Origin of the sequence: Escherichia sp. KTE114 (genome assembly GCF_000407765.1) — a bacterium.
GTDB lineage: Bacteria > Pseudomonadota > Gammaproteobacteria > Enterobacterales > Enterobacteriaceae > Escherichia > Escherichia ruysiae.
Genome location: NZ_KE136626.1, coordinates 1,651,631 through 1,676,125, shown reverse-complemented (window position 1 = coordinate 1,676,125; position 24,495 = coordinate 1,651,631). Strand labels below are relative to the sequence as shown.

The following is a 24,495-nucleotide window of genomic DNA, read 5'->3' as shown; positions in this document are numbered from 1 at the left end:
TGACCTGATTAACCCAGGCTGATCTGCACGTCTACACCGGCAGCCAGATCCAGACGCATCAGAGCATCAACGGTTTTCTCGGTTGGCTCAACGATGTCAACCAGACGCAAGTGAGTACGGATTTCGTACTGATCGCGCGCGTCTTTGTTGACGTGCGGGGAGATCAGAACGGTAAAACGCTCTTTGCGTGTCGGCAGCGGGATCGGACCACGGACCTGCGCACCAGTGCGCTTGGCAGTCTCGACGATTTCCGCGGTTGCTTGATCGATCAGACGATGATCAAACGCTTTCAGGCGGATACGGATTCTTTGGTTCTGCATGAGACCAGAGCTCCAATTATTTTATAAACGAAAATGATTACTCCTCAGACCCATTACGATTGATGGGAGAGTGTAACCGTTCTTACGTAGCCCCCCGATTGGGAGCATTGTTAGGTAGCCAAATTCGGCTAACTGAGGTTCAGATCGAACCTGCTGTCAACTACGACAAGCCCGCGCATTATACGTAAATCTGAGCCTGACGCAAGCATCGCGTAGAAATTAATCGCAACGTGCAGATTGCGAGCTGCATTCCACAAAATTTGTAGGGTTGTGAAGATAGTGTTTTTCACCGGAACCAGATTAACAAAGCAGCGATTTCTCTGTTGCTGAGTATCCAAAGTTATTCGATGGTGATACTCCAACTACAGAGGATATTTTATGGACGCTACCCTTCCCTTTCTGATTTTGTACGCTTGTTTATCAGCCCTACTTTTTTTCTGGGATGCAAAGCATGGCTTGTTACCTGACAGATTTACCTGCCCGTTACTCTGGTCTGGTCTTTTGTTCTATCAAGTTTGTCAGCCTGCCGGGTTAGCCGATGCATTATGGGGGGCGACTATCGGTTACGGCGCATTCGCTGTTATTTATTGGGGCTATCGCATACTGCGACATAAAGAAGGATTAGGCTATGGCGATGTGAAATTTCTCGCCGCCCTTGGTGCCTGGCATACATGGGCCTTCTTACCACGGCTGGTTTTCCTTGCTGCCTCATTCGCTTGCGGAGCCGTAGTTATTGGTCTGCTCATGAGAGGAAAAGAATCATTAAAAAACCCGCTGCCTTTTGGACCATTTCTGGCGGCTGCGGGTTTCGTTGTTGGCTGGGATAGTTTGCTGACTGGCAGTTAATCTTTAACTTTAATTTGTGATTGCAGGTAATTCTGCAGGCCGATTTTACCGATGAGATCCAGTTCAGTTTCGAGCCAGTCGATATGACCTTCTTCATCTGCAAGGATCTCGATCATCATATCGCGGCTAACATAGTCATGAACGCTGTCGGCATAAGCGATAGCCTCACGGAGATCCTTCGCACCTTCCAGCTCTAATCGCAGGTCGGATTGCAGCATCTCTTCAACATCTTCACCAATCCCCAGCTTGCCTAAATCCTGTAAGTTTGGGATTCCTTCTAAGAACAAAATACGCTCGATATATTTATCTGCGTGTTTCATCTCATCGATAGATTCATGGTATTCGACGTCATTGAGACGCATCAGGCCCCAGTTTTTAAACATTCGGGCATGGAGAAAATACTGATTGATTGCGACAAGCTCATTTCCCAATAGTTTATTGAGATAATTTATGATTTTAACATCACCTTTCATTTTATAGTCCCTCCACTTCCACTATTAGAGCGTAGATGGGGCTAGCGGGATGTCAAAAAATAAGCGTGAGCTTCAGGCAATCTCTTTAAATTCTGGCATCTGCATCAACTCGTCCTGCATCACTTCGCGTGCGGCGCGAATGCACTTACCACATTGATTTCCCACAGGAATAAACTTGCGTAATTGTTGGAAAGACTGAGGATGAAACTGACGGACTGCCTGGCGAATTTTTTTGTCACTTACACCATTACACAAACAAACGTACATGATTACTCCCGTTCAAATTCTGCGCAAAGTGTAAATGAGAATAGTTATGATTACAATAGCACAGTTTTATTTGCGCCACAGTTCGGCGAGCGAAATTACGACTAAATATTTCGAGCTCAAATTACGGGCAGCAAAAAGGGCGCCGAAGCGCCCTTTTCAATTCAAAACTAATTAACGAGTAATTAGCTCAGAACTTTAGCTACAACGCCCGCGCCAACGGTACGGCCGCCTTCACGGATTGCGAAACGCAGACCGTCGTCCATCGCGATCGGGTGGATCAGGGTAACAACCATTTTGATGTTGTCGCCCGGCATTACCATCTCTACGCCTTCCGGCAGTTCAATGGTACCAGTCACGTCAGTAGTACGGAAGTAGAACTGCGGACGGTAGCCTTTGAAGAACGGAGTATGACGGCCGCCTTCATCTTTGGACAGAATGTACACTTCAGATTCGAACTTGGTGTGCGGCTTGATGGTGCCCGGCTTAGCCAGTACCTGACCACGTTCGATTTCTTCACGTTTGATACCACGCAGCAGAACACCTACGTTCTCACCAGCACGGCCTTCGTCCAGCAGTTTGCGGAACATTTCAACGCCAGTACAGGTAGACTTCTGAGTCTCTTTGATACCAACGATTTCAACTTCTTCACCAACTTTGATGATACCGCGTTCTACACGACCGGTAACAACGGTACCACGACCGGAGATGGAGAATACGTCTTCGATCGGCAGCAGGAACGGCTTGTCAATCGCACGCTCTGGTTCCGGAATGTAAGAATCCAGGAAGCCAGCCAGTTCCAGGATTTTCGCTTCCCACTCTGCGTCGCCTTCCAGCGCTTTCAGAGCAGAACCACGAACGATCGGAGTGTCGTCGCCCGGGAAATCGTACTGAGACAGAAGTTCACGAACTTCCATTTCAACCAGTTCCAGCAGCTCTTCGTCATCAACCATGTCGCATTTGTTCAGGAACACGATGATGTACGGAACGCCTACCTGACGACCCAGCAGGATGTGCTCACGAGTCTGCGGCATCGGGCCGTCAGTCGCAGCAACAACCAGGATCGCGCCGTCCATCTGCGCAGCACCGGTGATCATGTTTTTAACATAGTCGGCGTGCCCCGGGCAGTCTACGTGTGCGTAGTGACGGGTCGGGGTGTCATATTCAACGTGAGAAGTGTTGATGGTGATACCACGAGCTTTTTCTTCCGGCGCGTTATCGATCTGGTCGAATGCACGAGCAGCACCGCCGTAGGTTTTAGCCAGTACGGTGGTGATTGCAGCGGTCAGAGTAGTTTTACCGTGGTCAACGTGGCCGATAGTACCAACGTTAACGTGCGGTTTTGTACGTTCAAATTTTTCTTTAGACACGGCTATATTCCTTACTATAGTGCTCTCCCCTTCAGGAGAGAGCACGGGACTTTGGTATTAACCCTTAGGCTTATTTACCACGGGCTTCAATTACGGCCTGAGCAACGTTACTCGGCGCTTCATCATACTTCAGGAATTCCATAGTGTATGATGCGCGACCTTTGGTCAGAGAACGCAGCTGAGTTGCATATCCGAACATTTCAGACAGCGGAACTTCAGCGTGGATCTTAACGCCAGTAACTTCAGATTCCTGACCTTTGAGCATACCACGACGACGGCTCAAGTCACCGATAACGTCACCGGTGTTCTCTTCCGGAGTTTCTACTTCAACCTTCATGATCGGCTCAAGCAGAACTGGTTTCGCTTTCTTAAAGCCTTCTTTAAAGGCGATAGAAGCAGCCAGTTTAAACGCCAGTTCAGAGGAGTCAACGTCATGGTAAGAACCGAAGTGCAGACGAATACCCATGTCTACTACCGGGTAGCCTGCCAGCGGGCCTGCTTTCAGCTGTTCCTGGATACCTTTATCAACGGCCGGGATGTATTCGCCAGGGATTACACCACCTTTAATGTCGTTGATGAACTCGTAGCCTTTCGGGTTAGAACCCGGCTCCAGCGGGTACATGTCGATAACAACATGACCATACTGACCACGACCACCAGACTGTTTCGCGTGTTTACCTTCAACATCGGTAACTTTCTGGCGGATAGTTTCACGGTAAGCAACCTGCGGTTTACCTACGTTCGCTTCAACGTTGAATTCACGCTTCATACGGTCAACGATGATGTCGAGGTGCAGCTCGCCCATACCCGCGATAATGGTCTGGTTAGATTCTTCGTCAGTCCATACACGGAAAGACGGGTCTTCTTTAGCCAGACGACCCAGAGCCAGACCCATTTTTTCCTGGTCAGCTTTGGTTTTCGGTTCAACTGCGATGGAGATTACCGGCTCAGGGAATTCCATACGTTCCAGAATGATCGGCGCATCCGGGTCACACAGGGTGTCACCAGTGGTTACGTCTTTCAGACCGATTGCAGCAGCGATGTCGCCCGCGCGAACTTCTTTGATCTCTTCACGTTTGTTAGCGTGCATCTGAACGATACGACCGAAACGCTCACGTGCAGCTTTCACGGAGTTCAGTACGGTATCACCAGAGTTAACCACACCGGAGTACACACGGAAGAAGGTCAGGTTACCAACAAACGGGTCGGTAGCGATTTTGAACGCCAGTGCAGAGAACGGCTCGTCATCACTTGCGTGACGCTCAGCCGGAGTGTCTTTACCGTCGTCCAGGATACCGTTGATCGCAGGTACGTCAACCGGGGATGGCAGGTAATCAATTACCGCATCCAGCATCGCCTGAACACCTTTGTTCTTAAACGCAGAACCACAGGTTACCAGGATGATTTCGTTGTTCAGAACGCGCTGACGCAGAGCACCTTTGATTTCTGCTTCAGTCAGTTCTTCACCACCCAGGTATTTTTCCATCAGCTCTTCAGAAGCTTCAGCTGCGGATTCGATCAGGTTCTGGTGCCATTCGTTAGCCAGTTCAACCATGTCTGCCGGGATATCTTCGTATTCGAAGGTTACGCCCTGGTCAGCGTCGTTCCAGTTGATAGCTTTCATTTTCACCAGGTCAACAACACCGGTGAAATGTTCTTCAGCACCAATCGCCAGCTGCAGCGGAACCGGGTTCGCGCCCAGACGGGTTTTGATCTGGTTAACAACTTTCAGGAAGTTCGCACCCATGCGGTCCATTTTGTTAACGAACGCAATGCGCGGAACTTTATATTTGTTTGCCTGACGCCATACGGTTTCAGACTGCGGCTGAACACCACCAACTGCGCAGTAAACCATTACCGCACCATCGAGAACACGCATGGAACGTTCTACTTCGATTGTGAAGTCAACGTGCCCCGGGGTGTCGATGATGTTGATGCGATGCGGCTCATACTGCTTAGCCATACCAGACCAGAATGCAGTAGTCGCAGCGGAAGTGATAGTAATACCACGTTCCTGCTCCTGCTCCATCCAGTCCATGGTTGCAGCGCCGTCATGAACTTCACCGATTTTATGGTTTACACCGGTGTAGAACAGAATACGTTCGGTAGTAGTGGTTTTACCGGCGTCGATGTGCGCACTGATACCGATGTTACGGTAGCGTGCGATGGGTGTTGTACGAGCCATTTGTTTCCTCGTTTATCTTTTAGGCGTTCAATTTAAGTAGCCCAAAGCGGGCTGCTTACTGGAAGCGCCCGCCTGGTGACTAAAACTCCGAAGGGATTACCAACGGTAGTGTGCGAACGCCTTGTTGGCTTCGGCCATACGGTGAACGTCTTCACGTTTCTTAACTGCAGTACCTTTGTTTTCTGCAGCATCGGAAAGTTCGTTCGCCAGGCGCAGAGCCATGGATTTATCACCGCGTTTACGAGCAGCTTCAACGATCCAACGCATTGCCAGAGCATTACGACGAACCGGACGGACTTCAACTGGTACCTGATAAGTAGAACCACCAACGCGGCGAGACTTAACTTCGACAGTCGGGCGCACGTTTTCGAGAGCTACTTCGAATGCTTCCAGTTCAGATTTACCAGAACGCTGAGCCAGGGTCTCCAGCGCGCTGTATACGATAGATTCGGCAGTAGATTTTTTACCATCTACCATCAGGATATTTACAAATTTAGCCAGCAGTTCTGATCCGAACTTCGGATCCGGCAGAATTTTACGCTGACCAATGACGCGACGACGTGGCATGGAAATACTCCGTTGTTAATTCAGGATTGTCCAAAACTCTACGAGTTTAGTTTGACATTTAAGTTAAAACGTTTGGCCTTACTTAACGGAGAACCATTAAGCCTTAGGACGCTTCACGCCATACTTGGAACGAGCCTGCTTACGGTCTTTAACGCCGGAGCAGTCAAGCGCACCACGTACGGTGTGGTAACGAACACCCGGGAGGTCTTTAACACGACCGCCACGGATCAGGATCACGGAGTGTTCCTGTAGGTTGTGACCTTCACCACCGATGTAGGAAGTCACTTCGAAACCGTTAGTCAGACGAACACGGCATACTTTACGCAGTGCGGAGTTCGGTTTTTTTGGAGTGGTAGTATATACACGAGTACATACGCCACGTTTTTGCGGGCATGCTTCCAGCGCAGGCACGTTGCTTTTCGCAACTTTGCGAGCACGTGGTTTGCGTACCAGCTGGTTAACTGTTGCCATTAAATAGCTCCTGGTTTTAGCTTTTGCTTCGTAAACACGTAATAAAACGTCCTCACACAATATGAGGACGCCGAATTTTAGGGCGATGCCGAAAAGGTGTCAAGAAATATACAACGATCCCACCGTTACCAGGCGACCTGGCTGGTGTGCTTAACCGTAAGTCTGACGAAATCAGTATAGTCAATGGGAGTGATATCGTTCGAAATTCGACCAACCAAACCACGAGCGATGAGGTCTTCGTTCAGGGCATAGACCTTAATGGGGGCATTACGCAAACTTTCAAGGTAGCGGTTACCATCAGCTGCGGCAGTGACGCCATCCTGCAATAACAGCAGTTCATCCCCATCGCTGAGCAGACGCAGCAGCGCAGGAAAATCCGTCAGCCAGGGTGAGCGATGTAATGTATGCAGCATGTACGCCTCAAAATCTCAAAATAACATCGTAGTTGCCGAGTTCCCGACGCAATGCTTCTGCTTCGAGCGGAGTGACTTCTACAACAAAGGGTGTCTGGGGATCTAACCCACGTTCACGCAGTGAAGCCGCACAAACCCAGCACTGTTCAATGTCATACAGCCCCAGCAGTTTAAAGGTTGCGATATAATCACGCGCCAACACCACATCGGGCTTTTGCCCTGGCAGAAGCTGAAAAACGCCATCGGCAATAAAGAAGACGGCGAGTTCGTCAGTTAATGCGGAAGTCGCCAATAAAGCATCCAATCCTTCACGACCAGCAGCTGTACCATGAGGTGCAGTAGAAAAAACAAACGCAATTCGTTTCATCAGAACTGTACCACCCTGTCACAGGTCAGCGAGGCTTCAGCCAGAGCGCCAAGGCCACTTAAGGTAAAGCCCCGCTGGAGATTTGCAGATGCCAGACCGAGTCTTCCAGCTTCAGTTTCATCGACGATACCGCGACGCAATGCTGCCGCCACGCAAATATTCAGCGCCACGCCATGTTGTGTATTCAGTTGTTGCCAGCCGCGCACAAGGTCAAATTCATCACTTGCCGGAGAGGTCAATTGGTTAGCGTTATAGACCCCTTCCCGATAGAAAAAGACGCTGTTTAACTCATGGCCTTCTGCTATCAGCGCCTGCGCAAACTGAAAGGCACTACTCGCCTGTTGCGTACCGTATGCTGGCCCGGTCACCACGATGGCAAAACGCATTACTTATCTTGCCCCTGGAAATCACCGCTCTTGAACTGGCGGATGTAGAGATAGACAGTATGTTTGGAGATGTTCAGACGGTCAGCCACCTGGTTGATCGCGTCTTTAATATCGAAGATCCCTTTCTCGTAAAGATTCAGCACGATCTGGCGATTTTTAGCGTTATTGGCAACATTGCGATCGGCATTCACTTCTTCAATGGTGAACTCCAGCGTTTGGGTGACCAGATCTTCAACAGAAGACGCAAAGTTGACGCTTGAACCGACGTCCGGGGTTTCTGGCGGCACAAAGGTACTCATGATCTGCGAGAAGGGAACATCAAGATTCATATTGATGCACAGCAGACCAATTACACGCTGTTCGCGGTTACGAATGGCGATAGTCAGGGACTTCATTAAGACACCGCTTTTGGCGCGAGTAAAATAGCATTTAGAAACGCTGCTATCCGCCCCCGTCATATCGTGCAGCATACGCAGCGCCAGATCGGTAATCGGCGAACCAATCTTCCGGCCTGTATGTTCACCGTTGGCAATACGAATGGCTGAACATTTTAAATCCTGCAAAGAGTGCAAAACGATTTCACAGTGGGAGCCAATGAGCATCGCTAACCCGTCCACCACAGCTTCGTAGGATTTCAGAATATCAAAATCGGTCTGGTCGAAAGGATGTTGATCCAGTAAATCCAACTCACTGGTTTCGTTGGTTAAAAGCGACCTGGACATGAAAAAAAACACTCCTTTTCAGGAGCCTGTCGTTAACTTTTCAGGGCAGGCTCATTAATGATGCGGGTAACTAAATTAATACAGCGGAGGTTCCGCTTTCCAGCACTAATTATATCCGGCCTGTAATAAAAAAAACCGCCGCCTGGTCAGGCGGCGGTTTTTAATGCTTATTTTTTAGCAGAATCTGCGGCTTTCGCATCGGCTTCTGGCTTCGCATCAGCCTTCGGCGCTGGTTTCACATCCAGCAACTCTACGTCAAATACCAGAGTAGAGTTTGGTGGGATCCCCGGAACGCCCGCTTTACCGTAAGCCAGCTCTGGTGGAATAACCAATTTGATCTTGCCACCTTTCTTGATGTTCTTCAGGCCTTCGGTCCAGCCAGGGATCACGCCGTCCAGACGGAAAGAGAGCGGTTCACCACGGGTGTAAGAGTTATCGAACTCTTTACCGTCGATCAGCGTACCCTTGTAGTTCACTACAACAGTATCGCTGTCTTTCGGTGCTTCGCCTTTACCGGCTTCTACTACCTGATAAACCAGGCCAGTCGAAGAGGTTTTCACACCTTTCTCTTTGGCAAATTTCTCGCGGTACTCTTTACCTTTAGCTTCGTTATCAGCCGCGTCTTTTTCCATCTTCGCCTGGGCAGAAGACTTCACACGAGCTTCAAATGCTTGCAGAGTCTGTTCGATCTCTTGATCGGAAAGTTTGCTCTTATCAGCAAACGCATCCTGGACACCAGCGATCAGCTGATCTTTATCCAGCTTAATGCCCAACTTTTCTTGTTCTTGCAGAGAATTTTCCATGTAACGACCCAGCGAAGCACCCAGTGCGTAAGCTGATTTCTGATCGTCATTTTTGAACGCTGCTTTGCTGTCAGCAGTTGTAGCAGGTTTCGCCGCTTCGGCAGCAAAAGTAATTGGTGTATGCAGGGCAACGGCCATTGTGGTCGCCAGCAGCGTTACTTTAAACAGTGATTTCATCCATATCTCCAGGATCGGGGCATCTCACCCCAGGGTTAACTATTATCAGAAAGGTACTATAAAGCGTTGTCGGATAAATCTACATACAGACACGCCCTATTATCATCTATTTTCAGACTCTTTTTGTTTAAATTAGTTTCGATGTCGCGAAATGAGTGCTGTCTCTGGCAGCAAAGTTAAGTAGAATCCGCAGCGATCATTCGACCAAAGAGGTGAACCATGCAGGATTTATCAATGGAAGCACGCCTGGCAGAGCTGGAGAGCCGACTGGCTTTTCAGGAAATCACCATTGAAGAACTGAACGTCACGGTGACCGCTCATGAAATGGAGATGGCAAAACTGCGCGATCATCTGCGTCTGCTGACCGAGAAGTTAAAAGCCAGCCAGCCGTCGAACATCGCATCGCAGGCTGAAGAAACGCCACCGCCACATTATTAAGGCGAAAAAAAAGCGGGTAATTCCCGCTTTTTTGATACCTTTTCGGTATTAGTGGCAACCGCAACCGCCGTTACCTTTACCACCACAGCAGCCTTCGCCACCGTGTTCATGACTGTGATCGTGGCCATGACCACCGCAGCAACCGTCATGGTCGTGATCGTGGTGATGATCGTGCGCGCCATGAACGTGACCATGAGCCAGTTCTTCTTCAGTCGCTTCGCGAATCGCCACAACTTCAACGTTGAATTTCAGGTTCTGACCCGCCAGCATGTGGTTACCATCAACCACGACGTGATCGTCTTCAACCGCAGTGATCTCAACCGGCACCGGGCCCTGGTCGGTTTCAGCCAGGAAACGCATACCTACCTGCAGTTCATCAACGCCCATAAATACGTCTTTAGGAACGCGCTGCACCAGGTTTTCGTCGTATTGACCGTAAGCGTCGTTCGCGCCAACAGCTACATCAAATTTGTCGCCAACTTCATGACCTTCCAGCGCCGTTTCCAGGCCAGAGATCAGGGAACCGTGACCATGCAGGTAGTCCAGCGGCGCACTCACCGGAGACTCATCAACCAACACACCGTCTTCTGTACGTACCTGATAGGCCAGGCTGACCACCAGGTCTTTTGCTACTTTCATGATATCTCCTGAGCATGGGAAGAATAGTGGCGCAGATTGTATCGGAATTCTGCTGCCGTGTACTCACTAGCTTAAAAAAACTCGGCGCATATCGCTAGTCCGGATGAAAAATCCCAATCACTTGCTCATCTTTGCGAACGTGATCGCGGGCTTCTTTATCGGCTTCACGCATCTGATGCCCACACTTAACACATTCAACAATATCAATATTATTTTCGCGCCACATCGCCATTGAGTCTTGCGCCTGACAGGCTGGACATTTCGCGCCAGCAATAAAACGTTTTCGGATTGCCATCTTCACCCTCTACTCAAATTCATCCCAGCCATCCATTTGGCGTCGTTCTTGTTGCATTTCACGCTGGAAAATCTCTTCCAGTTCGCGTCGGGCTTCCCTGGCGCGAGAAATTTGTACGGTATCAGCGTGCATCGGGATGAGTTCCCGCAGCATTCGCATATCCAGGCGACGAAAATGCAGTTGTGCCCGCTGCGCCTGGTGTGGATGCATACCTAGCGACACTAACGTCTTGCGCCCCAGCTCTAACGCACTGGAGAATGTTTCACGGGAAAACTGTGTCACCCCGGCCTGTAATAACTCATGTGCTTCGACACGTCCGCGCGCTCGCGCAAGAATATGCAAATGCGGGAAGTGCTGCTGGCATATTTCCACCAGCTTCATGGTGTCTTCCGGCTCGTTACAGGTGATGACGATAGACTCTGCGGCCTCTGCACCCGCAGAACGTAAAAGATCTACCTGCGTGGCGTCGCCGTAATAAACTTTGTAGCCATATTTGCGCATCAGGTTAACGGCGCTGATATCCCGCTCCAGTACGGTAATGCGCATTTTATTCGCCATCAGTAAACGACCAATCACCTGACCAAAACGCCCAAAGCCCACGACAATGACCTGCGGTTTATCATCGTTGACCCACGGTTTTTCATCTTCTTCTTCCGTTCCGTTAAACTGGCGGGATAGCCATTTATCCACCAGCTTCATCAGCAGCGGCGTGGTCATCATGGAAAGCGTTACCGTCACCAGCAACAGCGCCATCTGGTCGCCCTGGAATAAGCGTTGTGAAGAAGCGGTAGAAAAGAGCACAAAGGCAAACTCACCGCCCTGACTCAGAACGCCAGCAAACTGCATCCGCTCAGAACTGCGCACGCCATACAGGCGCGCTAACAGATACAGCACGAGAATTTTCACCGCCACCAGCACGACCACGCTTATCACTACCCACAGCAGATGGGTATAAAGCACCCCGAGGTTAAGCGACATCCCGACGGAGATAAAAAATAGCCCGAGCAACAAGCCCTTAAACGGATCGATAGCCGTTTCCAGTTCATGGCGATATTCGCTTTCCGCCAGCAGCACGCCCGCAATAAACGTACCGAGCGCCATAGACAGCCCCAGCGCATCCATAAACAACGCAGAACCCAGCACCAGCAGCAGCGTCGCGGCGGTGAACACTTCCCGAACGCCAGAAGCCGCAATAAAGCGGAATACCGGACGCAGCAAATAGCGCCCACCAATCAACATGCCGACAAATGCCAGCACCTTCATGCCGACCTTCATCCAGTCGAAATGTTCGTCTGCCGATCCCGCCAGCAGCGGCACTAACGCCAGCGCAGGGATCACCGCCAGATCCTGAAACAGCAGAACCGAAAACCCGAGCTGCCCGGATTCACTACGATTCATCCCTTTTTCACGCATCAATTGCAACGCCATTGCAGTTGATGACATCGCAAGCCCAATGCCACCGACCACCGCCGCCTGCCAGGCGAAATCCGTCAGCATCAATAATCCCGCCAGCAACGCCGCACTTAACAGCACCTGCGCCGCGCCTACGCCAAAAATCGAGCGCCGCAATTGCCAGAGCTTGGAGGGGTTCAACTCAAGCCCGATGATAAACATCAGGAATACCACGCCGAGTTCCGAAAAGTGGAGGATCTCATCGACGTCGCTAATAAACCCAAGCCCCCACGGGCCAATCGCAATCCCTGCCAGCAAATATCCCAACACAGCGCCAATACCCAGCCGCGATGCCAGCGGCACCGCAGCCACCGCCGCGAAGAGAAACAGCACTCCTGCGAGTAAAAAATCGGAACCTTCCATCAGCGGCCTCCTGGGGGCAGCGGATTTGCCAGCCAGTCACCGTAGGCTCTGGCGTGACTCGCCAGCTCCTGCTCGCTTTGCCGTCTCGCCCAGTAAATAATGATGGGGCTTAACCAATGCATTCGGCACATGCCCGCCGCCAGTTCAAAGGGGCGTAGAACATCGCTCATCGGGTAGCGATTCAGTGCGTCATAACGGTAAGCACTTTCCGGCTCACCGGTGGTGATCACGCTGCGCCAGTACTTTCCCGCCAATTGATTTCCTCCCGGCCCACTGGCAAAACCACGGCTTAATACCCGGTCCAGCCACTCTTTCAGTAGCGCCGGGCAGCTATAGGTATAAAGAGGATGCTGAAAAACAATCACCTCGTGCCCGCGCAGTAATGCCTGCTCACGGGGGATATCAATAAAAAAGTCGGGATAGTGCGCGTAAAGATCGTGCACGGTAACATTGCTGAGCTGCGTGGCCGGTTTAAGCAGTACCCGGTTTGCCACCGAGTCCTGAGATTCCGGATGGGCATACAGCAGCAAAACTTTCGCTGGCTGAGACATCATCCCCCTCCCGGTATGGTTTTTGTGTATAGTCGCTGTTTTGGGCTACCATTGCGCCCGGTGCGGCAGCTCGCCCATACATTACATTATCATAATGATAAGTTAACATAGTCTGAACATACGGCGCCTTATGATTGTTTTCTCCTCGTTACAAATTCGTCGCGGCGTGCGCGTCCTGCTGGATAATGCCACCGCCACCATCAACCCCGGCCAGAAAGTGGGTCTTGTGGGTAAAAACGGCTGCGGTAAATCTACCCTGCTGGCACTGCTGAAACATGAAATCAGCGCCGACGGCGGCAGCTACACCTTTCCTGGTAACTGGCAACTGGCGTGGGTGAATCAGGAAACACCGGCGCTACCGCAACCTGCGCTGGAATATGTCATTGATGGCGACCGCGAATATCGCCAACTGGAAGCACAGTTGCATGACGCCAACGAACGTAACGACGGGCACGCCATCGCCACCATTCATGGCAAGCTGGATGCTATCGACGCGTGGAGTATTCGTTCCCGCGCCGCCAGCCTGCTGCACGGCCTCGGTTTCAGCAACGAACAACTGGAGCGCCCGGTGAGTGATTTCTCCGGTGGCTGGCGTATGCGTCTTAACCTCGCTCAGGCGCTGATTTGCCGTTCAGACTTGCTGCTGCTCGACGAACCGACGAACCACCTCGATCTCGATGCCGTTATCTGGCTGGAAAAATGGCTGAAGAGCTATCAGGGCACGCTGATCCTGATCTCCCACGACCGTGACTTCCTCGATCCAATCGTCGATAAAATTATTCATATCGAACAACAAAGCATGTTCGAGTACACCGGCAACTACAGTTCGTTTGAAGTACAGCGCGCCACCCGTCTGGCGCAGCAACAAGCGATGTATGAAAGCCAGCAGGAACGCGTGGCACATCTGCAAAGTTATATCGATCGTTTCCGTGCCAAAGCCACCAAAGCGAAGCAGGCCCAGAGCCGCATTAAGATGCTGGAGCGTATGGAGCTGATTGCCCCCGCGCACGTCGACAATCCGTTCCGCTTTAGCTTCCGCGCGCCGGAAAGCCTGCCAAATCCGTTACTGAAGATGGAAAAGGTCAGCGCAGGCTATGGCGATCGCATTATTCTCGACTCGATTAAACTGAATCTGGTCCCCGGCTCGCGCATTGGTCTGCTAGGCCGCAACGGCGCAGGTAAATCAACATTAATCAAACTGTTAGCCGGTGAACTTGCGCCTGTCAGCGGTGAAATTGGTCTGGCTAAAGGGATCAAGCTCGGCTACTTCGCCCAGCATCAACTGGAATACCTGCGCGCCGACGAATCGCCTATTCAACATCTGGCACGTTTAGCACCGCAGGAACTGGAACAAAAACTGCGTGACTACCTCGGCGGCTTTGGTTTCCAGGGCGATAAAGTGACGGAAGAAACGCGCCGCTTCTCTGGTGGGGAAAAAGCGCGCCTGGTGCTGGCTTTAATCGTCTGGCAGCGTCCGAATCTGCTGCTACTCGACGAACCGACTAACCACCTTGACCTCGACATGCGCCAGGCACTAACCGAAGCGTTAATCGAGTTTGAAGGCGCGCTGGTTGTCGTTTCGCACGACCGCCATTTACTGCGTTCCACCACTGACGATCTCTATCTGGTTCACGATCGTAAAGTCGAACCGTTCGACGGCGACCTGGAAGATTATCAACAGTGGTTAAGCGACGTACAAAAGCAGGAAAACCAGGCCGACGAAACACCCAAAGATAACGCTAACAGCGCCCAGGCACGTAAAGATCAGAAGCGTCGGGAAGCGGAGCTGCGTGCGCAAACCCAGCCACTGCGTAAAGAGATCGCCCGTCTGGAAAAAGAGATGGAGAAGTTGAACGCACAGCTGGCGCAGGCGGAAGAGAAACTCGGCGATAGCGAACTGTACGACCAGAGCCGTAAAGCAGAACTGACCGCCTGCCTGCAACAACAAGCCAGCGCCAAATCAGGGCTGGAAGAGTGCGAAATGGCGTGGCTGGAAGCCCAGGAGCAACTAGAACAGATGCTGCTGGAAGGCCAAAGCAACTGATGGCGCAGATAACGACGACCGATGCCAATGAATTCAGCAGCAGTGCTGAATTCACCCCTATGCGCGGTTTCAGCAATTGCCATCTCCAAACCATGCTGCCGCGTCTGTTTCGTCGTCAGGTGAAATTCACCCCGCACTGGCAGCGACTGGAGTTGCCCGACGGTGATTTTGTCGATCTCGCGTGGAGTGAAGATCCCGCACAGGCGCAGCATAAACCACGTCTGGTGGTCTTCCACGGTCTCGAAGGCAGCCTCAATAGCCCTTATGCGCATGGTCTGATCGAGGCAGCGCAAAAGCGCGGCTGGCTGGGCGTGGTGATGCATTTTCGCGGTTGCAGCGGTGAACCAAACCGGATGCACCGCATTTACCATTCGGGCGAAACCGAAGACGCCAGTTGGTTTTTACGCTGGCTGCAACGCGAGTTTGGTCACGCGCCAACGGCTGCCGTCGGCTATTCGCTCGGCGGTAATATGCTGGCCTGTTTGCTGGCAAAAGAAGGCAATGATCTCCCGGTTGATGCGGCGGTGATTGTCTCTGCGCCGTTTATGCTGGAAGCCTGTAGCTATCATATGGAAAAGGGCTTTTCCCGCGTTTATCAGCGTTACTTGCTGAACCTGTTAAAAGCCAATGCTGCGCGTAAGCTGGCAGCCTACCCCGGAACACTGCCGATTAATCTCGCGCAGTTAAAATCGGTACGTCGCATCCGTGAATTTGACGATCTAATCACCGCCAGAATTCACGGCTACGCTGACGCTATCGACTATTATCGTCAGTGTAGCGCCATGCCGCTGCTCAATCGGATCGCCAAACCCACGCTGATTATTCACGCCAAAGACGATCCGTTTATGGATCATCAGGTGATCCCGAAACCGGAAAATCTCCCACCGCAGGTGGAGTATCAACTGACGGAACATGGCGGTCATGTTGGCTTTATTGGCGGTACATTACTTCATCCGCAAATGTGGCTGGAGTCACGCATTCCTGACTGGTTAACAACGTATCTGGAGGCGAAATCATGTTGATTCCCTGGCAAGACCTCTCCCCTGAAACGCTGGAAAATTTAATTGAAAGTTTTGTGTTACGCGAAGGCACCGATTATGGTGAACATGAGCGTACACTTGAACAGAAAGTCGCCGACGTCAAACGCCAGCTACAGTGCGGAGAAGCGGTGCTGGTATGGTCTGAACTGCACGAAACGGTCAATATCATGCCGCGCAGTCAGTTTCGCGAATAACCTGCAACCGTCGGCGGACGAGATAATAATGATAACCAGGTCATGGAGTTACTATGTCTGCCAAACATCCGGTCATTGCAGTAACAGGGTCCAGCGGCGCGGGAACCACCACCACCAGCCTCGCGTTTCGTAAAATATTCGCGCAGTTAAATCTGCGCTCAGCCGAGGTAGAAGGCGACAGTTTTCACCGCTACACCCGCCCGGAAATGGACATGGCGATCCGCAAGGCGCGCGATGCAGGACGGCATATCAGCTACTTCGGCCCCGAAGCTAACGACTTCGGCCTGCTGGAACAAACCTTCATTGAATACGGCCAGAGCGGCAAAGGGAAATCTCGCAAATATCTGCATACCTACGACGAAGCCGTACCGTGGAATCAGGTGCCTGGTACGTTTACCCCGTGGCAGGCGCTGCCAGAACCCACCGATGTGCTGTTTTATGAAGGTTTGCACGGCGGCGTGGTCACACCACAACATAACGTCGCGCAGCATGTGGATTTACTGGTTGGTGTAGTGCCTATCGTTAACCTGGAGTGGATTCAAAAACTCATTCGCGATACCGGCGAGCGCGGGCACTCGCGAGAAGCGGTGATGGACTCGGTAGTTCGCTCAATGGAAGACTATATCAACTACATCACACCGCAGTTTTCTCGCACCCATATTAACTTCCAGCGCGTCCCCACCGTTGACACCTCAAACCCCTTCGCCGCAAAAGGCATCCCATCGCTGGATGAAAGCTTTGTGGTAATCCATTTTCGTAATCTGGAGGGAATCGATTTCCCCTGGCTGCTGGCGATGCTGCAAGGCTCGTTCATTTCCCACATCAATACATTAGTGGTGCCGGGCGGCAAAATGGGTCTGGCAATGGAGTTAATTATGCTGCCGCTGGTGCAACGACTGATGGAAGGGAAGAAAATCGAGTAACTCTGCTATTAAGCCGGATAAAATACTCTCCGGCTTCACAACGGGATAGTTAAATCACGCGGCAACCACTTCATACGAGTGAGTAATATTCACCGCTTTTTCCAGCATCAACGCGACTGAGCAATACTTCTCGGCTGAGAGATCGACCGCACGCGCAACCGCTGCGTCTTTCAGGTCACGACCGGTGACGATAAAATGCAGATTAATGTGCGTAAACAGGCGTGGTGCCTCTTCGCGGCGTTCAGAGGTCAATTTTACTTCACAATCGACCACATCCTGACGCCCTTTTTGCAGGATAGAAACCACATCAATTGCGCTACAGCCACCTGCCGCCATCAACACCATTTCCATCGGACTTGGCGCTTTATCGCCAGAGTTGCCATCCATTAAAATCTGGTGACCAGAGGCGGACTCGCCCAGAAAGGTTAACCCTTCGACCCACTTCACACGCGCTTGCATAATCGAAACTCCATTGCGTCAATTTTCCTGACAGAGTACGCGTACTGACCAAATCGCGCAACGGAAGGCGACCTGGGTCATGCTGAAGCGAGACACCAGGAGACACAACGCGAAAGCTATGCTAAAACAGTCAGGATGCTACAGTAATACATTGATGTACTGCATGTATGTAAAGGACGTCACATTACCGTGCAGTTCAGTTGATAGCCCCTTCCCAGGTAGCGGGAAGCACATTTCGGCAATCCAGAGACAGCGGCGTTTTCTGGCTCTGGAGAAAGCTTATAACAGAGGATAACCGCGCATGGTGCTTGGCAAACCGCAAACAGACCCGACTCTCGAATGGTTCTTGTCTCATTGCCACATTCATAAGTACCCATCCAAGAGCACGCTTATTCACCAGGGTGAAAAAGCGGAAACGCTGTACTACATCGTTAAAGGCTCTGTGGCAGTGCTGATCAAAGACGAGGAGGGTAAAGAAATGATCCTCTCTTATCTGAATCAGGGTGATTTCATTGGCGAACTGGGCCTGTTTGAAGAAGGCCAGGAACGTAGCGCATGGGTACGTGCGAAAACCGCCTGTGAAGTGGCTGAAATTTCCTACAAAAAATTCCGCCAATTAATTCAGGTAAACCCGGATATTCTGATGCGTCTCTCCGCACAGATGGCGCGTCGTCTGCAAGTCACTTCAGAGAAAGTGGGTAACCTGGCGTTCCTCGATGTAACGGGCCGCATTGCACAGACTCTGCTGAACCTGGCAAAACAACCGGATGCCATGACTCACCCTGACGGTATGCAAATCAAAATTACCCGTCAGGAAATCGGTCAGATTGTCGGCTGTTCTCGTGAAACCGTGGGGCGCATTCTGAAGATGCTGGAAGATCAGAACCTGATCTCCGCACACGGTAAAACCATCGTCGTTTACGGCACTCGTTAATCCCGTCGGAGTGGCGCGTTACTGAGTAGCGCGCCATTTTGTTTAACCCGATGTGGCGCAGACTGATTTATCATCCCGATATCAACTATGCACTACGACAAACGCTGGTGCTATGTTTGCCCGTGGCCGTTGGTCTATTGCTTGGCGAATTAAGACTCGGGCTGCTCTTTTCCCTCGTCCCCGCCTGTTGCAATATTGCGGGGCTTGATACTCCCCATAAACGTTTTTTCAAACGTTTAATTATTGGTGCGTCGCTGTTTGCCACCTGCAGCTTGCTAACACAACTGCTGCTGGAAAAAGATATCCCCCTGCCATTTCTGCTGACGGGGTTAACGTTGATACTTGGCGTTACTGCCGAGTTAGGGCCATTACACGCAAAATTACTTCCCGCATCGCTGCTGGCAGCTATTTTTACCTTAAGTCTGGCGGGATACATGCCCGTCTGGGAACCGTTGCTCATCTATGCGTTAGGTACACTCTGGTATGGGCTGTTTAACTGGTTTTGGTTCTGGCTCTGGCGCGAACAACCGCTACGTGAGTCCCTTAGCCTGCTGTACCGTGAACTGGCAGATTATTGCGAAGCCAAATACAGCCTGCTTACCCAGCACACCGATCCTGAGAAAGCGTTGCCACCGCTGCTGGAACGCCAGCAAAAAGCGGTCGATTTAATTACCCAGTGCTATCAGCAAATGCATATGCTTTCCGCGCAAAATAATACCGATTACAAGCGGATGCTGCGCATTTTCCAGGAGGCGCTGGATTTACAGGAACACATTTCGGTCAGTTTGCATCAGCCGGAAGAGGTGCAAAAGCTGGTCGAGCGTAGCCATGCGGAGGAAGTTATCCGCTGGAATGCGCAAACCGTCGCCGCTCGCCTGCGCGTGCTGGCTGATGACATTCTTTATCATCGCCTGCCGACGCGTTTTACGATGGAAAAGCAAATTGGCGCACTGGAAAAAATCGCCCGCCAACATCCGGATAACCCTGTGGGGCAATTCTGCTACTGGCATTTCAGCCGCATCGCCCGCGTGCTGCGAACGCAAAAACCACTCTATGCCCGTGACTTACTGGCAGATAAACAGCGCCGAATGCCGTTACTCCCGGCGCTGAAAAGCTATCTTTCCCTGAAATCGCCAGCACTGCGTAATGCCGGACGACTGAGTGTGATGTTAAGCATTGCCAGTCTGATGGGCACCGCGCTGCATCTGCCGAAATCCTATTGGATACTAATGACGGTATTGCTGGTGACGCAAAATGGCTACGGCGCGACTCGCCTGCGGATTGTGAATCGTTCTGTGGGAACCGTGGTTGGATTAATTATTGCAGGCGTTGCGCTGCACTTTAAAATCCCTGAGGGTTACACCCTCACGCTGATGCTTTTCACCACGCTCGCCAGTTACCTGATATTGCGCAAAAACTACGGCTGGGCGACGGTCGGTTTTACCATTACCGCTGTATATACCCTGCAACTGTTATGGCTGAATGGTGAGCAGTACATCATCCCCCGTCTTATTGATACCATCATCGGCTGTCTGATTGCCTTCGGCGGCACAGTGTGGCTGTGGCCGCAGTGGCAGAGCGGCTTATTGCGCAAGAACGCCCATGATGCCTTAGAAACTTACCAGGAGGCCATTCGTCTGATCCTCAGTAAAGATCCGCAACCTACGCCACTAGCCTGGCAACGAATGCGGGTTAATCAGGCGCATAACACCTTGTATAACTCATTGAACCAGGCGATGCAGGAACCGGCGTTTAACAGCCATTATCTGGCAGATATGAAACTGTGGGTAACGCATAGTCAGTTTATTGTTGAGCATATTAATGCCATGACCACGCTGGCGCGGGAGCACCGGACATTACCGCCGGAACTGGCGCAGGAATATTTGCAGTCTTGTGAAATCGCTATTCAACGCTGTCAGCAGCGCCTGGAATATGATGAACCGGGTAGTTCTGGTGACGCCAATATCATAGACTCGCCAGAGATGCTGCCACACGAAGGCGCGTCTGGCACGCTGGAGCAGCATTTACAACGCGTTATTGGCCATCTGAATACAATGCACACCATTTCAGCGATGGCCTGGCGGCAGCGACCGCATCACGGGATTTGGTTGAGCCGGAAGTTACGGGATTCGAAGGCGTAATATCATCATTGCCAGAAGCAAACCGTAGGTCGGATAAGGCGTTTACGCCGCATCCGACATGCTTTGCCTGATGCGACGATGACACGTCTTATTACGCCCCAACCACCTTCGCCACCGCGCGGGCAAAACGCTGCATCCCTTCATCGATATCCGCATTTTCCACCACCAGCGATGGTGCAAAACGCATCACATCTGTCCCGGCGTTCAGCACCATTACGCCAGCCTCTGCGCCCGCATAAAGGAAATCGCGCGCCCGACCTTTGTACTGTGACTTAAGCTCGGCGCCAATCAACAACCCCATACCGCGAAGATCGCCAAACACATCGTACTGCTGATCTATCTTCTGCAAATGATCAACAAAACGCTGGCGTTTCGCCTGAATGCCTTCCAGCACTTCAGAGGTATTGATGATATCAAAGGCCGCGCCCGCAACCGCACAGGCCAGCGGGTTACCGCCGTAGGTGGAACCGTGAGAACCAGGATGAAACGCAGAAGCAATCTCCGCCGTGGTCAGCATGGCGCTAATCGGGAAGCCGCCGCCTAACGCTTTCGCTGAGGTCAAAATATCCGGCGTCACGCCGTAGTGCATATAGGCAAACAGATCACCGGTACGCCCCATCCCGCACTGCACTTCATCAAACACCAATAATGCCTGATGCTGATCGCACAGCTCACGCAAGCCCTGCAAAAACTCTGGCGTCGCCGCCGTCACGCCGCCCTCGCCCTGAATCGGCTCAACAACTACCGCGCAGGTGTGATCATCCATCACTGCTTTCACTGCGTGGAGATCGTTAAAGGGAACGTGGATGATGTCTGCCGGCTTTGGCCCAAAGCCGTCGGAATATTTCGGCTGCCCGCCTACCGAGACGGTAAACAGCGAGCGTCCATGAAAGGCGTTATGGAAGGCAATAATTTTGGTTTTGAACGGGCTATGGCGCACGCAAGCGTAATGACGTGCCAGTTTAAAGGCGGTTTCGTTGGCTTCCGTCCCGGAGTTCATAAACACCACGCGTTCGGCAAAGGTTGCCTCGATCAGCTTACGCCCGAGACGCAGCGCCGGTTCATTGGTGAAAACATTGCTGATATGCCATAGCGTTTCCCCCTGGGTTTTTAACGCTTCCACCAGCGCCGGATGGCAATGGCCTAATGCCGTAACCGCAATGCCACCCGCGAAATCGACGTACTCCTTGCCCTGTTGATCCCAGACTCGGCTGCCCTGACCTTTTACCGGAATAAACTCTGCCGGTGCATAAATCGGCAGGATCACTTCATCGAAAGTCGCGCGTGTAATTGCTGTTTGTTCAGTTGCCATCTCATGATCACCCTGTTACGCATAAACCAATGTGAAATTATAATCACAAAATATGCATAAAAAATCACTAAATGGCAATCAGAAATCAGCGATGCAGGAAATTAGCCAGCAGTTGATGCCCTTGTTCGCTGAGAATACTTTCCGGATGGAACTGCACCCCTTCCAGATCCCACTGGCGATGGCGAATCCCCATAATCTCGCGGGTTTCACTCCAGGCAGTCACTTCAAAACACGCTGGTAATGAGCCAGGTTCCACCACCAGCGAATGGTAGCGTGTCACGGTAAGTGGATTTGCCAACCCCCGAAATACGCCCTCACCGTTATGTGTAATCGGCGAGGTTTTGCCGTGCATAACCTTTGCGGCGCGCACAACTTTGCCGCCAAATGCCTGTGCCATTGCCTGATGACCGAGGCAGACGCCAAGAATCGGCAAGCGCCCGGCGTAGTGGCGAATAGCCTCAAGGGAGATCCCAGCTTCATCGGGCGTACAGGGGCCTGGCGAGATGACAATTTTCTGCGGCTTTAGGGCGTCGATATCCGCCAGCGTCAACGCATCGTTGCGCTTAACCAGCACATCCGCCCCCAGTTCACAAAAGTACTGGTAGAGGTTCCAGGTGAAAGAATCGTAGTTATCAATAAGCAGGATCATGGCGGCTCCGGTACGAAAGAACCGCGCTATTTTACTCAGATTCCCCGGCTTCGCTTACCACTTTGCTAAATATCGTCTGCAGCGCAGAGAGATCGCCCATAGCCCCACTCTGATTAGCCTGATTCCAGGTCTCTTTTTCGATACCCTGCCAGCTCAGTTGATAACCCGCATGAATCGCCAGTTGCTCGAAGAAGATCCGCTGTGCCAGACCACTTCCTGCACGGAAGGGATGCAGGACATTGATTTCACAATAGTAGTGCGCCAGCCGCTCGACGAACTTCGCTTTCTCAAGACCGACCAGATAACCTTCTTCCTCCAGATCCTGCATCAGGGCATTGCCCTCTTTTTCAATATAGGCAAAGTGGCAGAACGGTGTATCTCCCTGATAAATATCGACTTCACGCAGTTGCCCCGCCCAGTCGAAAATATCCTGATACAGCTGGCGATGAATAGCACGCAAATGCGGTAAACCACGCACCAATGGACCAAGTTCAATGGTCGCGGCACGCAGCGCCGTCATTTCGTAAGCCGCCTGCTCCAGCCGCTGCTGTTGGCGGATATCCAGCCGATTACGCATGATATCGAGGCCAGGATAGAGATACGGGTCGCGCCCTTCGCCGAATTTATCGCTCATAGTGCCTCCTTAGCTCTTCAAGGCGCACCAAAGCCTCAGCGGCAGTCAGTGTCACCAAAGGGATCTCAACACCTTCGAGACGACGGCTGGCCTGAAAATTACGATTACGCTGAAGCTCCCAGAGGCGGGACTTTTGCTTATCGGTGAGTTTCTTCACTTAATGCCTCCCTGAACGTGTCCGTTTGCCACAAGTATAAGCGGCAAATCAGGGTTACGCCGGAAGAGCAGATGCGCGGGCAAGATTGCCCGCGCGAGAAATCGTTACGGCAGGACTTTAGCAGAAAGGATAACTACTGGCTTTGACGGCACATTCTGGTATGGACCAACGTCATGAGTCGGCACCTGGGAAATCTTATCGGCAACGTCCATACCTTTCACCACTTTACCAAAGACGGCGTAGCCGAAATCACGCTGACCGTGGTCGAGGAAGGCATTGTCGGCCACGTTGATAAAGAACTGACTGGTTGCGCTGTCTTTGTCCGCAGTACGCGCCATAGCAATAGTGCCGCGCGTATTGCGCAGACCGTTATCAGCTTCATTTTTGATTGGCGGATTTGGTTTTTTCTGCTGCATCTGCTCGGTAAATCCACCGCCCTGAATCATAAAGCCAGGGATAACGCGGTGAAAGGTGGTGTTGTTATAAAAACCACTGTTCACATAATCGACAAAGTTTTGCACTGATACCGGTGCTTTCTGGCTATCCAGCTCCAGTTCGATATTACCAGCAGAGGTTGTTAACAATACGTGCGGGTCCCCTTTCGCTGCCATTGCTACGGGTGAGAGAGCAGAAAGAGCGAAAACAGCTACGAAAGCTGCCAGGGTCGATTTGAACATGAGATTTCCTTAACAGAGCAGAAAAAAAGCAAGTGGAGAGATTCTAAATAGCCTTCAATGACAAGGCCATTCCTTTACCTAATTTTACGTACTTGAAATATATGTAACCTGATGATCACTTTTATTTTGTGATCAGAATCACTTTAAATATTGCAAATTAGCAACCGTTTGCAATTAAATATTTAATCAGATCACAAAATCACCTAAAATCCCCCGCTCGCAGCATATC

At 51.4% G+C, this 24,495-nt stretch carries 30 protein-coding genes; 8 read left to right on the top strand and 22 right to left on the bottom strand.

The genetic code is table 11. From position 1 onward, the window contains the following. Positions 1–8: 8 nt before the first annotated feature. Positions 9–320: a 30S ribosomal protein S10 gene (gene rpsJ, locus WC5_RS12935; protein ID WP_001181004.1), complete on the bottom strand. Its 312-nt coding sequence runs from the start codon at positions 318–320 to the stop codon at positions 9–11. A gap of 378 nt (positions 321–698) precedes the next feature. On the opposite strand from rpsJ, the gene WC5_RS12940 reads away from it, so the two are divergent. Next, positions 699–1,166, top strand: a complete 468-nt coding sequence (locus tag WC5_RS12940; protein ID WP_000340162.1) for a prepilin peptidase — start codon at positions 699–701, stop codon at positions 1,164–1,166. Here WC5_RS12940 and bfr read toward each other — a convergent pair. From bfr to fkpA, 11 genes are all read right to left on the bottom strand, one after another. After that, positions 1,163–1,639: a bacterioferritin gene (gene bfr / locus WC5_RS12945; RefSeq protein WP_000675515.1), complete on the bottom strand. Its 477-nt coding sequence runs from the start codon at positions 1,637–1,639 to the stop codon at positions 1,163–1,165. The genes WC5_RS12940 and bfr overlap by 4 nt on opposite strands. 72 nt (positions 1,640–1,711) lie before the next feature. Then, positions 1,712–1,906 carry a bacterioferritin-associated ferredoxin gene (gene bfd, locus WC5_RS12950; RefSeq protein WP_000289090.1) on the bottom strand — a complete coding sequence of 65 codons (195 nt, stop codon included), beginning with the start codon at positions 1,904–1,906 and terminating at the stop codon, positions 1,712–1,714. A gap of 182 nt (positions 1,907–2,088) precedes the next feature. Beyond that, entirely contained in the window at positions 2,089–3,273 is a 1,185-nt protein-coding gene (gene tuf / locus WC5_RS12955; RefSeq protein ID WP_000031784.1) for an elongation factor Tu, read from the bottom strand. A 70-nt stretch (positions 3,274–3,343) separates the two neighbouring features. After that, positions 3,344–5,458: an elongation factor G gene (gene fusA / locus WC5_RS12960; protein ID WP_000124700.1), complete on the bottom strand. Its 2,115-nt coding sequence runs from the start codon at positions 5,456–5,458 to the stop codon at positions 3,344–3,346. Positions 5,459–5,554: 96 nt separating this feature from the next. Continuing rightward, entirely contained in the window at positions 5,555–6,025 is a 471-nt protein-coding gene (gene rpsG, locus WC5_RS12965; protein WP_001138043.1) for a 30S ribosomal protein S7, read from the bottom strand. 96 nt (positions 6,026–6,121) lie between these two features. Beyond that, positions 6,122–6,496, bottom strand: a complete 375-nt coding sequence (rpsL, locus tag WC5_RS12970) for a 30S ribosomal protein S12 (protein ID WP_000246815.1) — start codon at positions 6,494–6,496, stop codon at positions 6,122–6,124. Between the two features lie 125 nt (positions 6,497–6,621). Next, positions 6,622–6,909: a sulfurtransferase complex subunit TusB gene (tusB, locus tag WC5_RS12975; protein WP_000903389.1), complete on the bottom strand. Its 288-nt coding sequence runs from the start codon at positions 6,907–6,909 to the stop codon at positions 6,622–6,624. A 7-nt stretch (positions 6,910–6,916) separates the two neighbouring features. Then, positions 6,917–7,276 carry a sulfurtransferase complex subunit TusC gene (tusC, locus tag WC5_RS12980; protein ID WP_000820726.1) on the bottom strand — a complete coding sequence of 120 codons (360 nt, stop codon included), beginning with the start codon at positions 7,274–7,276 and terminating at the stop codon, positions 6,917–6,919. After that, entirely contained in the window at positions 7,276–7,662 is a 387-nt protein-coding gene (tusD, locus tag WC5_RS12985) for a sulfurtransferase complex subunit TusD (protein ID WP_001209683.1), read from the bottom strand. Before tusD ends, tusC begins: the two co-directional genes overlap by 1 nt. After that, positions 7,662–8,384 (bottom strand): helix-turn-helix transcriptional regulator, encoded by a 723-nt coding sequence (locus WC5_RS12990; RefSeq protein WP_010349573.1) that lies wholly within the window; start codon positions 8,382–8,384, stop codon positions 7,662–7,664. Before WC5_RS12990 ends, tusD begins: the two co-directional genes overlap by 1 nt. Positions 8,385–8,551: 167 nt before the next feature. Continuing rightward, positions 8,552–9,364 carry an FKBP-type peptidyl-prolyl cis-trans isomerase gene (gene fkpA / locus WC5_RS12995; protein WP_000838278.1) on the bottom strand — a complete coding sequence of 271 codons (813 nt, stop codon included), beginning with the start codon at positions 9,362–9,364 and terminating at the stop codon, positions 8,552–8,554. A gap of 219 nt (positions 9,365–9,583) precedes the next feature. Here fkpA and WC5_RS13000 point away from each other — a divergent pair, with 219 nt between their 5' ends. After that, positions 9,584–9,802, top strand: coding sequence for a protein SlyX (locus tag WC5_RS13000; protein ID WP_001153620.1), 219 nt, complete (start codon positions 9,584–9,586; stop codon positions 9,800–9,802). A gap of 48 nt (positions 9,803–9,850) precedes the next feature. Here the strand turns inward: WC5_RS13000 and slyD are convergent, their stop codons facing one another. The 4 genes from slyD to kefG form a co-directional block, all read right to left on the bottom strand. Then, complete coding sequence (gene slyD / locus WC5_RS13005) at positions 9,851–10,441, bottom strand: peptidylprolyl isomerase (RefSeq protein WP_000861336.1); 591 nt, start codon at positions 10,439–10,441, stop codon at positions 9,851–9,853. A gap of 94 nt (positions 10,442–10,535) precedes the next feature. Beyond that, positions 10,536–10,736: a YheV family putative zinc ribbon protein gene (locus tag WC5_RS13010; protein ID WP_001007730.1), complete on the bottom strand. Its 201-nt coding sequence runs from the start codon at positions 10,734–10,736 to the stop codon at positions 10,536–10,538. A 9-nt stretch (positions 10,737–10,745) separates the two neighbouring features. After that, complete coding sequence (gene kefB, locus WC5_RS13015; protein ID WP_000399149.1) at positions 10,746–12,551, bottom strand: glutathione-regulated potassium-efflux system protein KefB; 1,806 nt, start codon at positions 12,549–12,551, stop codon at positions 10,746–10,748. Then, entirely contained in the window at positions 12,551–13,102 is a 552-nt protein-coding gene (gene kefG / locus WC5_RS13020; RefSeq protein ID WP_010349567.1) for a glutathione-regulated potassium-efflux system ancillary protein KefG, read from the bottom strand. Before kefG ends, kefB begins: the two co-directional genes overlap by 1 nt. Positions 13,103–13,232: 130 nt before the next feature. Here kefG and WC5_RS13025 point away from each other — a divergent pair, with 130 nt between their 5' ends. Genes WC5_RS13025 through WC5_RS13040 form a run of 4 tightly spaced genes read left to right on the top strand, consistent with a single transcriptional unit; the run spans position 13,233 to position 17,303 of the window. After that, positions 13,233–15,146, top strand: a complete 1,914-nt coding sequence (locus tag WC5_RS13025) for an ABC transporter ATP-binding protein (RefSeq protein ID WP_000634771.1) — start codon at positions 13,233–13,235, stop codon at positions 15,144–15,146. After that, complete coding sequence (locus WC5_RS13030; RefSeq protein ID WP_016231558.1) at positions 15,146–16,168, top strand: hydrolase; 1,023 nt, start codon at positions 15,146–15,148, stop codon at positions 16,166–16,168. The genes WC5_RS13025 and WC5_RS13030 overlap by 1 nt, the downstream gene beginning before the upstream one ends. After that, positions 16,162–16,380 (top strand): YheU family protein, encoded by a 219-nt coding sequence (locus WC5_RS13035; protein ID WP_000907085.1) that lies wholly within the window; start codon positions 16,162–16,164, stop codon positions 16,378–16,380. The genes WC5_RS13030 and WC5_RS13035 overlap by 7 nt, the downstream gene beginning before the upstream one ends. Positions 16,381–16,433: 53 nt before the next feature. Next, complete coding sequence (locus WC5_RS13040) at positions 16,434–17,303, top strand: phosphoribulokinase (protein WP_001274700.1); 870 nt, start codon at positions 16,434–16,436, stop codon at positions 17,301–17,303. A gap of 54 nt (positions 17,304–17,357) precedes the next feature. Here WC5_RS13040 and WC5_RS13045 read toward each other — a convergent pair whose 3' ends face one another. Then, entirely contained in the window at positions 17,358–17,762 is a 405-nt protein-coding gene (locus WC5_RS13045; RefSeq protein ID WP_001148908.1) for an OsmC family protein, read from the bottom strand. Positions 17,763–18,063: 301 nt separating this feature from the next. Here WC5_RS13045 and crp point away from each other — a divergent pair, with 301 nt between their 5' ends. Both crp and WC5_RS13055 read left to right on the top strand, forming a co-directional pair. Then, entirely contained in the window at positions 18,064–18,696 is a 633-nt protein-coding gene (crp, locus tag WC5_RS13050) for a cAMP-activated global transcriptional regulator CRP (RefSeq protein WP_000242755.1), read from the top strand. A 50-nt stretch (positions 18,697–18,746) separates the two neighbouring features. After that, the gene (locus WC5_RS13055) at positions 18,747–20,837 is read left to right on the top strand and encodes a YccS/YhfK family putative transporter (RefSeq protein WP_000269295.1); all 2,091 of its coding nucleotides are present in this window, start codon (positions 18,747–18,749) and stop codon (positions 20,835–20,837) included. Between the two features lie 91 nt (positions 20,838–20,928). On the opposite strand, the gene argD is transcribed toward WC5_RS13055, so the two are convergent. The 5 genes from argD to ppiA all read right to left on the bottom strand — a co-directional run bounded on the left by argD (position 20,929) and on the right by ppiA (position 24,266). Then, complete coding sequence (gene argD, locus WC5_RS13060; RefSeq protein ID WP_000190014.1) at positions 20,929–22,149, bottom strand: bifunctional acetylornithine/succinyldiaminopimelate transaminase; 1,221 nt, start codon at positions 22,147–22,149, stop codon at positions 20,929–20,931. A gap of 85 nt (positions 22,150–22,234) precedes the next feature. Further along, entirely contained in the window at positions 22,235–22,798 is a 564-nt protein-coding gene (gene pabA, locus WC5_RS13065) for an aminodeoxychorismate synthase component 2 (protein ID WP_000601863.1), read from the bottom strand. 31 nt (positions 22,799–22,829) lie between these two features. Continuing rightward, the gene (locus tag WC5_RS13070; RefSeq protein ID WP_001280620.1) at positions 22,830–23,432 is read right to left on the bottom strand and encodes a putative adenosine monophosphate-protein transferase Fic; all 603 of its coding nucleotides are present in this window, start codon (positions 23,430–23,432) and stop codon (positions 22,830–22,832) included. Then, complete coding sequence (gene ficA / locus WC5_RS13075) at positions 23,422–23,589, bottom strand: FicA/YhfG family antitoxin (RefSeq protein WP_000736855.1); 168 nt, start codon at positions 23,587–23,589, stop codon at positions 23,422–23,424. The genes WC5_RS13070 and ficA overlap by 11 nt, the downstream gene beginning before the upstream one ends. A 104-nt stretch (positions 23,590–23,693) precedes the next feature. Continuing rightward, positions 23,694–24,266, bottom strand: coding sequence for a peptidylprolyl isomerase A (gene ppiA, locus WC5_RS13080; protein ID WP_000477213.1), 573 nt, complete (start codon positions 24,264–24,266; stop codon positions 23,694–23,696). Positions 24,267–24,495 lie beyond the last annotated feature (229 nt).

What these genes read in the sequence shown, in the direction of transcription:
- rpsJ (WP_001181004.1), bottom strand. Translation starts at nt 320, where the DNA reads ATGCAGAACCAAAGAATCCGTATCCGCCTGAAAGCGTTTGATCATCGT.
- WC5_RS12940 (WP_000340162.1), top strand. Translation starts at nt 699, where the DNA reads ATGGACGCTACCCTTCCCTTTCTGATTTTGTACGCTTGTTTATCAGCC.
- bfr (WP_000675515.1), bottom strand. Translation starts at nt 1,639, where the DNA reads ATGAAAGGTGATGTTAAAATCATAAATTATCTCAATAAACTATTGGGA.
- bfd (WP_000289090.1), bottom strand. Translation starts at nt 1,906, where the DNA reads ATGTACGTTTGTTTGTGTAATGGTGTAAGTGACAAAAAAATTCGCCAG.
- fusA (WP_000124700.1), bottom strand. Translation starts at nt 5,458, where the DNA reads ATGGCTCGTACAACACCCATCGCACGCTACCGTAACATCGGTATCAGT.
- rpsG (WP_001138043.1), bottom strand. Translation starts at nt 6,025, where the DNA reads ATGCCACGTCGTCGCGTCATTGGTCAGCGTAAAATTCTGCCGGATCCG.
- rpsL (WP_000246815.1), bottom strand. Translation starts at nt 6,496, where the DNA reads ATGGCAACAGTTAACCAGCTGGTACGCAAACCACGTGCTCGCAAAGTT.
- tusB (WP_000903389.1), bottom strand. Translation starts at nt 6,909, where the DNA reads ATGCTGCATACATTACATCGCTCACCCTGGCTGACGGATTTTCCTGCG.
- tusC (WP_000820726.1), bottom strand. Translation starts at nt 7,276, where the DNA reads ATGAAACGAATTGCGTTTGTTTTTTCTACTGCACCTCATGGTACAGCT.
- tusD (WP_001209683.1), bottom strand. Translation starts at nt 7,662, where the DNA reads ATGCGTTTTGCCATCGTGGTGACCGGGCCAGCATACGGTACGCAACAG.
- WC5_RS12990 (WP_010349573.1), bottom strand. Translation starts at nt 8,384, where the DNA reads ATGTCCAGGTCGCTTTTAACCAACGAAACCAGTGAGTTGGATTTACTG.
- fkpA (WP_000838278.1), bottom strand. Translation starts at nt 9,364, where the DNA reads ATGAAATCACTGTTTAAAGTAACGCTGCTGGCGACCACAATGGCCGTT.
- WC5_RS13000 (WP_001153620.1), top strand. Translation starts at nt 9,584, where the DNA reads ATGCAGGATTTATCAATGGAAGCACGCCTGGCAGAGCTGGAGAGCCGA.
- slyD (WP_000861336.1), bottom strand. Translation starts at nt 10,441, where the DNA reads ATGAAAGTAGCAAAAGACCTGGTGGTCAGCCTGGCCTATCAGGTACGT.
- WC5_RS13010 (WP_001007730.1), bottom strand. Translation starts at nt 10,736, where the DNA reads ATGGCAATCCGAAAACGTTTTATTGCTGGCGCGAAATGTCCAGCCTGT.
- kefB (WP_000399149.1), bottom strand. Translation starts at nt 12,551, where the DNA reads ATGGAAGGTTCCGATTTTTTACTCGCAGGAGTGCTGTTTCTCTTCGCG.
- kefG (WP_010349567.1), bottom strand. Translation starts at nt 13,102, where the DNA reads ATGTCTCAGCCAGCGAAAGTTTTGCTGCTGTATGCCCATCCGGAATCT.
- WC5_RS13025 (WP_000634771.1), top strand. Translation starts at nt 13,233, where the DNA reads ATGATTGTTTTCTCCTCGTTACAAATTCGTCGCGGCGTGCGCGTCCTG.
- WC5_RS13030 (WP_016231558.1), top strand. Translation starts at nt 15,146, where the DNA reads ATGGCGCAGATAACGACGACCGATGCCAATGAATTCAGCAGCAGTGCT.
- WC5_RS13035 (WP_000907085.1), top strand. Translation starts at nt 16,162, where the DNA reads ATGTTGATTCCCTGGCAAGACCTCTCCCCTGAAACGCTGGAAAATTTA.
- WC5_RS13040 (WP_001274700.1), top strand. Translation starts at nt 16,434, where the DNA reads ATGTCTGCCAAACATCCGGTCATTGCAGTAACAGGGTCCAGCGGCGCG.
- WC5_RS13045 (WP_001148908.1), bottom strand. Translation starts at nt 17,762, where the DNA reads ATGCAAGCGCGTGTGAAGTGGGTCGAAGGGTTAACCTTTCTGGGCGAG.
- crp (WP_000242755.1), top strand. Translation starts at nt 18,064, where the DNA reads ATGGTGCTTGGCAAACCGCAAACAGACCCGACTCTCGAATGGTTCTTG.
- WC5_RS13055 (WP_000269295.1), top strand. Translation starts at nt 18,747, where the DNA reads ATGTGGCGCAGACTGATTTATCATCCCGATATCAACTATGCACTACGA.
- argD (WP_000190014.1), bottom strand. Translation starts at nt 22,149, where the DNA reads ATGGCAACTGAACAAACAGCAATTACACGCGCGACTTTCGATGAAGTG.
- pabA (WP_000601863.1), bottom strand. Translation starts at nt 22,798, where the DNA reads ATGATCCTGCTTATTGATAACTACGATTCTTTCACCTGGAACCTCTAC.
- WC5_RS13070 (WP_001280620.1), bottom strand. Translation starts at nt 23,432, where the DNA reads ATGAGCGATAAATTCGGCGAAGGGCGCGACCCGTATCTCTATCCTGGC.
- ppiA (WP_000477213.1), bottom strand. Translation starts at nt 24,266, where the DNA reads ATGTTCAAATCGACCCTGGCAGCTTTCGTAGCTGTTTTCGCTCTTTCT.